Genomic DNA, 7597 nt, shown 5'->3' on the forward strand with positions numbered 1-7597 from the left:
GAGCTGATCGTGCAGGTTCTGGACGGGCTGCACCGGGCCGGCGAGGGGGGCGATGCGGGCCTCGAGGAGCAGACGAAGCGCGAGGTCGTCGCGCTCACCGACCGCTTCCCGATCTACGGCTGATCCCCGGGCGGGTTCGATGCAACCCGCCCCGCCGTCCCGGGGCCGCGGGAACGGGCTCCAGGACGGCGGGAAAGATCCCGACAGGATCACCCGCGGCGGGGGCAGGATCGTGGGGCATGAAATCCGGCCCCGGCCCGCCCTTTCGCAGGCTGCTCCCGATCATCGCATGTAAGATCAGCCCTCATGATTGGTCATGACAGGCCTCCGCCATGGTTCACCCCATCGAGCCGGGTGCCACCGGCGGCGTCTGGCCCGGCTCCGGCATATCCGGCGGCAAAGGGCGGGACGAGGCGGGATATCGTCCTGCCGATCAGCACGAGCCACTTTGGAACGGGTCCCGCCGCCCGGGTCTCGCCGCGCGGGGACGGGAGGTCCGAGCGCCTGTTCGAGGGAATTTCACGGCGATGAGCCCGGCCCGTCCGGGTCCGGGCTCCGCGTCGCGGCCCCGGAACGAGGAGGGCGGGATTCACGTCCTCCGATCGGGCCGAACCGGCTCGGAGCACCATGCCCCCAAGGGCTCAGGCGCGGGTCAGCTTGGAGACGACGGCGAGCAGCTGCTCGGGCTTGAACGGCTTGGTGATCCAGCCCGTCGCGCCGGCCGCCTTGGCCTGCTGCTTGATGCCCTCGTCGGATTCCGTGCTCAGGAACAGGATCGGCACGCCGGTCAGGGCCGGCATCGTCCGCAGGGTCTTGATCATCTCGAGGCCGTTCATCACCGGCATGTTGAGATCGGTGATGACGAGGTGGGGCGCGCCCGACTTGGCCTTGGCGAGGCCGTCGGCGCCGTCCTCGGCCTCGATGATGGTGTGGCCGGCCGGCCCGAGAACCACTTTGATCATCTGCCGGATGCTCATGGAGTCGTCGACGGCGAGAACGGTAGCCATGGGGGTGGGATCTCCGGAAAAAGGGGTGCGGAAGGGGCGTGTGTCGCGCTCAGGCGGCGTGCCGGAACGGGGCCTGCGCGGATAGGCCGGCCCGGGCGAAGGCGCTGCGCACGACCTCGGGGGCGTCGACGAGGGTGAGGCGCCGCGCCTGCCGCTCCGCCGTGCCGGCGGCCGCGACGACCAGTTGCACGAAGGCGATGTCGGCGCGCTCGACCGCCGCGCAATCGAGCGCGAGATCCGTGGTCGAGGCGAGGGCGGCGGCGACCTCGCCGTGCAGGGTGCCGATCGTCCGCACGGTGCAATCGCCCCGCAGGGTGACGGTGAAGGGTTCTGACATGACGGTGCCGACGTCCTGGCGAGGCGACCGAACCGCGCCCCACCGCAAGACTAAGCGGGCATCGCGTAAAACTTCCTTGAATCTTTCAGCGCCTTCGACGTCACAGCGCTAACGTTTCGGCAAGCATGGACCCCTTAGCGTCGCGACGGCGCGAGGCTCCACGTCAAGCGTGCGCGGACGCTACGAACGGTCCGCCGGAGGCCAGAACAATGATGTCCGAGGTCGCACAAGTCACGCTGGAGCGCTCCCGTGCCCGGTGGCTGCGGCCCCGCAGGGAAGCCCCGTCCCCCGCCCCGGCTCCCGACGCCGCGAGCCCCGCGCCGTCCGTGTCCGACGCGCCGCCCGGCACGGAGGCCGCGGCGTTCGTCGACCTGCTGCAATCCTGGCTCGGCCTGTCCGCCCTGCAGCGTCGGTCGCTGGAGGCCCTGGTCCACGAACTCAGCCGCACCTCGGCGCATGTGGAGGACAGCGTCCAGGGCCTGACCCACCGCTTCGAGAACATCGCGGCGACGACCCGCGAGCAGGCCGAGATCGTGCAGGGCCTCGTGACCTCGATCCAGTCGGTCGAGATCGACGGGCGCCCGGTCCTCCTCGCCGACGCGGCCTCCGGGCTCGGGGAGACCCTGGCGGCGCTGATGGACAAGGTCGGCCGGCTCTCCCGCCAGGGCGGGGCCACGGCCCGCTCCCTCGACGCGGTGCTGGCCGAGATCGGAGCGGTCGAGGGGAGCGTCGCGCGGATCAAGACGATCAACCGCCAGACCAACCTGCTTGCCCTCAACGCCAAGATCGAGGCGGCGCGGGCGGGCGAGGCCGGCCAGGCCTTCGCGGTGGTCGCCGACGAGGTCCGCTTGCTGGCGCAATCGATCAACACGCTCTCGGGCACCATCAAGGACCAGATCGACGCCATCACCATGGGCCTGCGCCACAGCCACAGCCTGTTGCAGGACATCGCCACCGTCGATGTCTCCGACGAGAGCCGCAGCGCCGAGGCACGGGTCCAGACCGTGATGCAGACCCTCGTCGCCCAGAACTCGCGCTTCGCCGGCGTACTGCAGCAGACCGCCGAGACGACGCAGTCGATCACCGCCGACGTGTCGGGCGCCATCGTCGCGCTGCAGTTCCAGGACCTGACGAAGCAGCGCCTCCAGAACAGCGAGACGGTGCTGCGGGCGCTCTCGGCCGAACTCGGGCACATGGCCGAGACGACGGCGACGCGCGGCGTCGACGCGTCCGACCTCGTGCCCGACCTGGCCTGGGCCGAGGCGATGATCGCCTCCTGCACCCTCGGCAAGGTCCGGGACCGTCTGCGGCGCCAGATCCTGGGGCAGGAGCCGCCGGCGGTTCAGGCGCCGGACGGCGAGGCCGCGCCCGCTTCCGCCGGCGCCGATGGGGTGGACGAGTTCGACGGCATCGACCTGTTCTGAACGGCGACGGCGCGCGAGCGAACGACGCGTCCGATCCATGGTCCCGCCAGGGTGCGGGATCATGTCGAATCCGCGGAAAGACGAGGCGATCGCGAGACGATCGCCGGAGCAGGTCCTGACCAGCACTTGTCCTGAAGATCGTCCGTCGTCAGGACCCGGCGCCTCCCCGCCGGGCTGACGCGCGCCCTGGCGAACGCCGTCGAGCCGGACCGGACGGTCTTCTTCCTCTGCGGGAAGAACAAATTCCTACAGCGTCAGCGCACGCGAATACTATCGCGCTAACTGAAAATTAGTGCTCCTCGGGCGATGAATAGTGACTGCGAAATTCCGAATTTCTCAGCCTCCATCCTCGATGTCCCGGACGCCACCGCCCGCGAGGAGCAGTCGGACGGACGGTCGTCGGGGCCGGGCCGGGGCGGCTTGGCGCATTCGTCTTCGTGATTCTCGCGCGATCCAAGAGTCGATGCAGACATGACTACCCTCAACCCGGTCGACGTGTTCCGCATGGAGGCCGACGAGCTTCTCGCCTGTCTTGAGACCACGCTGCTCGACCTCGGCGAGAAGCCGCAGGACCGGGCCCTGATCGACACGGCCTTCCGCGCGCTCCACACCATCAAGGGCTCGGGGGCGATGTTCGGCTTCGAGCGCGTGGCGGCGTTCACCCACGATTTCGAGACCGCCTTCGACCTCGTGCGCCAGGGCCGCGTGGCGGCGAGCGTCGATCTCGTCAACGTCGCCCTGTCGGCCAAGGACTACATCCGCCAGTTGATCGACGATCCTGACGGAGCCGAGCCGATCTTCGGCCAGGCGATCCTCGACGAACTCGGCACCCTGGTCGGACGGGCGACGGGCCGGGCCGAGGCCGCGCCGGAATCCGCGGAAGGGCCGGTCCCGGAGCGCGCCGCGGAGCCCGCCCCGCGGGAGGCCGCGGGCCGGGAGACCGGCTGGCGGATCGGCCTCGCCTTCGCGCCGGAGGTGCTGCGAAACGGCACCAACCCGCTCGCCCTCCTCGACGACCTGCGGGATCTCGGCCCCTGCGAGGTGGTGGCGCGCCTCGACGCGGTGCCCGACCTCGCGGCGCTCGATCCCGGCGCCCTGGCGATCGGCTGGGACGTCACCCTGCGGGCGGCCGTCGCCCGGGAGGCGATCGAGGACGTGTTCCTGTTCGTCCAGGACGAGATGACCCTCAGCCTGGCGCAGCTCGGCGGGGAAGCCGACGCACCGGCACCGGCACCGGCCGAGCCGGCCCCCGCGCAGGAGCCCGTGGCCGCGGCGGCGCCGGTCGTGGTTCCGCTTGCGCCTCAGGCCGCTTCCGCCCCCCCTGCCCCGCCCGGCGCGCGCGCGGGCGCCCGGCGCAGCGAGGAGCGCAGCGCCAGCACGGTCCGGGTCGAGGCGGAGCGCCTCGACGAGCTGATGGACCGGGTCGGCGAGCTCGTCATCGCCCAGGCGCGCCTGAGCCAGCTCGCCGGCCTGCACGCCGATGCCGGCATCAAGTCGGTCGCCGAGGAGATCGAGCGCCTGTCGGCGCGCCTGCGCGACACCACGATGAGCATCCGCATGGTGCCGATCGGGGCGCTGTTCGGCCGCTTCCGGCGCCTCGTCCACGACCTGTCGCGCGATCTCGGCAAGCCGGTCGAGTTCGTCACCGAGGGCGAGGACACCGAGCTCGACAAGACCGTGATCGAGCGCCTGGCCGACCCGCTGGTCCACCTGATCCGCAATGCCATCGACCACGGCATCGAGGACCCGGCCCGGCGGGCCGGCAGCGGCAAGGGCGCCACCGGCCGCATCACCCTCTCGGCCGAGCATGCCGGCGCCCAGGTGCGGGTCAGCGTGCGCGACGACGGCGCCGGGCTCGACGCGGCCCGCATCCGCGCCAAGGCCGAGGAGAAGGGGCTCGTCACCCCCGGCGCCGCTTTGAGCGACCAGCAGATCTACCAGTTCCTGTTCGCCCCCGGCTTCTCCACCGCCGCGACGATCTCGGCACTGTCGGGCCGCGGCGTCGGCATGGACGTCGTGAAGAAGACCATCGAGGGGTTGCGCGGCACGATCGACATCACGACCGCGCCGGGAGCGGGCACCACGGTGACCTTACGGCTGCCGCTGACGCTCGCCATCATCGAAGGCCTGCTGATCCGGGTCGGCGAGGGGCGCTACGTCGTGCCGCTCTCGGCGGTCGAGGAATGCGTCGAGCTGCCGGAGGGCGACCGGGCGGGCCGCGGCCGGGACTTCCTGAACATCCGCGGCGCGCTGGTGCCGTTCCTGCGGCTGCGCGCCCTGTTCGAGGCCGGCGGCGAGCCCGACCCGTACCAGAAGGTCATCATCGTCTCGGTCGGCGAGACCCGGGTCGGGCTCCTGGTCGACCAGATCATCGGCAACCACCAGACGGTGATCAAGTCGCTGTCGAAGCTGCACGCGGATGTCGCGACCTTCTCGGGGGCGACGATCCTCGGCGACGGCACTGCCGCCCTCATCATCGACGTCGGACGGCTCGTGTCGGGCGGGCAGGCGGAGATGCCGCGCGAATACCAGGAGGTGGCATGATGACCGGCGCAGCGGACCCCCAGGCGCAGAGCGCCACCCTGCAGGTGGTGAAGGTGCGGATCGGGTCGGAGACCTTCGCCCTCGATGCCGGCATGGTGCGGGAGATCATCGACCCGATCCCGACGACGCGCGTGGCGGGAGCCCGCTCGCATCTCGACCGGATCGTCAACGTGCGCGGCAACGTCGTGCCGCTCGCCGACATCCGCGAGCGCTTCGGCATGAAGCCGGAGGCGGCGACGCCGGACACCCGCTTCGTGGTGATCGAGATCGGGATCGCCGGCGATCCCGTCATCGTGGCCCTCGTCGCCGACAAGGTGTTCGAGGTGACGGAGGTCGAGACCAGCACCGCGCAGCAAGTCCCGAAAGTCGGGACCTCGTGGAAGCCCGAATACATCAAGTCAATCGTCAAGCTCGGGGACGAGTTCGTCATCCTCCCCGAGATCGAACGCATCCTGAATTGATTGTTTTCGGAGCAACCCCGTGCGCTTCACCATCAAGACCAAACTCGCGGCGGGCTTCGGCACGGCCCTCATGCTCGCCTGTGCGGCCGACCTCGTCGGCTACCAGCGGCTGGCCTCCGCCGACGACTCGCTCGCAGCGCTCTCACGCCGGGCCTCCGTGCAGGCGCTCCTGCTGGATGCCAAGGCCAACAACCTGCGCGGCTCGGCGAACGTGCGGGCCATGGTCATCGCGGCCAACGAGGCGGAGATGGACGAGTTCGGCAAGCGGGCCGCCCAGAACCGGGCGGACGTGACCGGCGCGCTCGACAAGGCCAGGTCCCTGCTCACCACCGAGGAGGGCAAGCGGCTCCATGCCCAGATCGTGGCCGAGTACGACAAGCAGAAGAGTCTCGGCGTCCGGGTGCAGGATCTGACCCGGCTCAACTCGAACTATGCCGCATCGCAGGAGATCGGCCGGGTCGGCGCTCCGGCTCTCGCCACCCTGCGGGCAAGCGTCCAGCGCCTCTCGTCGAGCGGGTCGGCGGATCTCGCCGCGGCGGCGATCCAGCTGACGGCGGCGGTCGAGGCGGCTTATGGCCAGCTGCAGGGCGTGGTCGCCGCCGGGAACATGGAGGAGCTGGAGACGCGCCTCGTCGCCGCCAAGGTGACGCGCGAGGCCGTGCTGCGCCGGCTCGACGCCGTCCAGCAGGCCGGCGCCCCCCCGAGCGAGAACCTGCGCGCGGCGATGACCGCCTGGCTCGCCAGCTGGGACAAGGCGCTCGGCCTCGCGGCGGTCGGAGGCAACCTCAAGGCCAGCGAACTCGTCAACGGCGAGTACCTGACGGCGACGCGGCGCGTCCTCGAGCTGTTCGACGCGATGAGCGCCTTCCAGGCCGGCATGATGGACAAGGTGGTGACCTCGGCGACGGTCAGCGCGGCCGAAGGGCGCACGATCCTGATCGTGGCCGCCGGCAGCTCCCTGCTCGCCGGCCTCGGGGTCGCGCTCTGGCTCGGCCTGACGATCTCGCGCGGCCTGTCGCGCGCGGTCGGCCTCGCCAATGCGGTCGCGGAGGGCGACCTGTCCAGGACCGTGACGGTCACAAGCCGCGACGAGATCGGCGACCTCGTCACCGCGATGAACCGCATGACGGCCAACCTGAACGCGACCGCGGGCCTCGCCGACGCGATCGCCAGCGGCGACCTCACGGTCGAGGCCAAGCCCCTCTCCGACAGGGACCGGATGGGCCTCGCCCTCCGGACGATGCTGGACCGGCTCCGCTCCGTGGTGGCGGACGCCTCCGCCGCCGCGGCCAACGTCTCGGCGGGTTCTCAGGAGCTGTCGGCCTCGGCCGAGCAGCTGTCGCAGGGCTCGACCGAGCAGGCCGCCTCCACCGAGGAGGCCTCCGCCTCGATGGAGGAGATGGCCGCCAACGTGAAGCAGAACGCCGAGAATGCCGGCCAGACCGAGGCCATCGCCCGCCAGTCTGCCAGGGATGCCGAGGCCAGTGGTGCCGCGGTGGGTCGCGCCGTCGAGGCAATGCAGACCATCGCCCAGAAGATCACCATCGTGCAGGAGATCGCCCGCCAGACCGATCTTCTGGCGCTGAACGCCGCCGTCGAGGCGGCGCGGGCCGGCGAGCACGGCCGCGGCTTTGCCGTGGTGGCGAGCGAGGTGCGGAAGCTTGCCGAGCGCAGCCAGGCGGCGGCGGCCGAGATCGGTACGCTGTCGATCGACACGGTGAAGGCGGCGCAGGCGGCGGGCGACATGCTGGGCCGTCTGGTTCCCGACATCAAGAAGACGGCGGCCTTGGTCGAGGAGATCTCGGCGGCGTGCCGGGAGCAGGA

The 7597-nt window shown here is 70.9% G+C and carries 6 protein-coding genes; 4 read left to right on the plus strand and 2 right to left on the minus strand.

Going from position 1 to position 7597, the window contains the following annotated elements:
- Positions 1–641: 641 nt before the first annotated feature.
- The gene (locus FF100_RS35255; protein WP_139040663.1) at positions 642–1007 is read right to left on the minus strand and encodes a response regulator; all 366 of its coding nucleotides are present in this window, start codon (positions 1005–1007) and stop codon (positions 642–644) included.
- Positions 1008–1056: 49 nt separating this feature from the next.
- Positions 1057–1344, minus strand: a complete 288-nt coding sequence (locus tag FF100_RS35260) for an STAS domain-containing protein (protein WP_139040664.1) — start codon at positions 1342–1344, stop codon at positions 1057–1059.
- A gap of 326 nt (positions 1345–1670) precedes the next feature.
- Between FF100_RS35260 and FF100_RS38465 the strand changes: the two genes are divergently transcribed.
- The 4 genes from FF100_RS38465 to FF100_RS37460 form a co-directional block, all read left to right on the plus strand.
- Positions 1671–2768 carry a methyl-accepting chemotaxis protein gene (locus FF100_RS38465; RefSeq protein ID WP_281287363.1) on the plus strand — a complete coding sequence of 366 codons (1098 nt, stop codon included), beginning with the start codon at positions 1671–1673 and terminating at the stop codon, positions 2766–2768.
- Positions 2769–3239: 471 nt separating this feature from the next.
- Positions 3240–5312, plus strand: coding sequence for a chemotaxis protein CheA (locus FF100_RS35270; RefSeq protein WP_139040666.1), 2073 nt, complete (start codon positions 3240–3242; stop codon positions 5310–5312).
- Complete coding sequence (locus FF100_RS35275; protein ID WP_139040667.1) at positions 5312–5773, plus strand: chemotaxis protein CheW; 462 nt, start codon at positions 5312–5314, stop codon at positions 5771–5773. The genes FF100_RS35270 and FF100_RS35275 overlap by 1 nt, the downstream gene beginning before the upstream one ends.
- A gap of 19 nt (positions 5774–5792) precedes the next feature.
- On the plus strand, positions 5793–7597 hold a 1805-nt coding region (locus tag FF100_RS37460), incomplete at its 3' end, for a HAMP domain-containing methyl-accepting chemotaxis protein (RefSeq protein ID WP_171070469.1).

Source organism: Methylobacterium terricola, from assembly GCF_006151805.1.
In the GTDB taxonomy this organism is placed as follows: Bacteria; Pseudomonadota; Alphaproteobacteria; order Rhizobiales; family Beijerinckiaceae; genus Methylobacterium; species Methylobacterium terricola.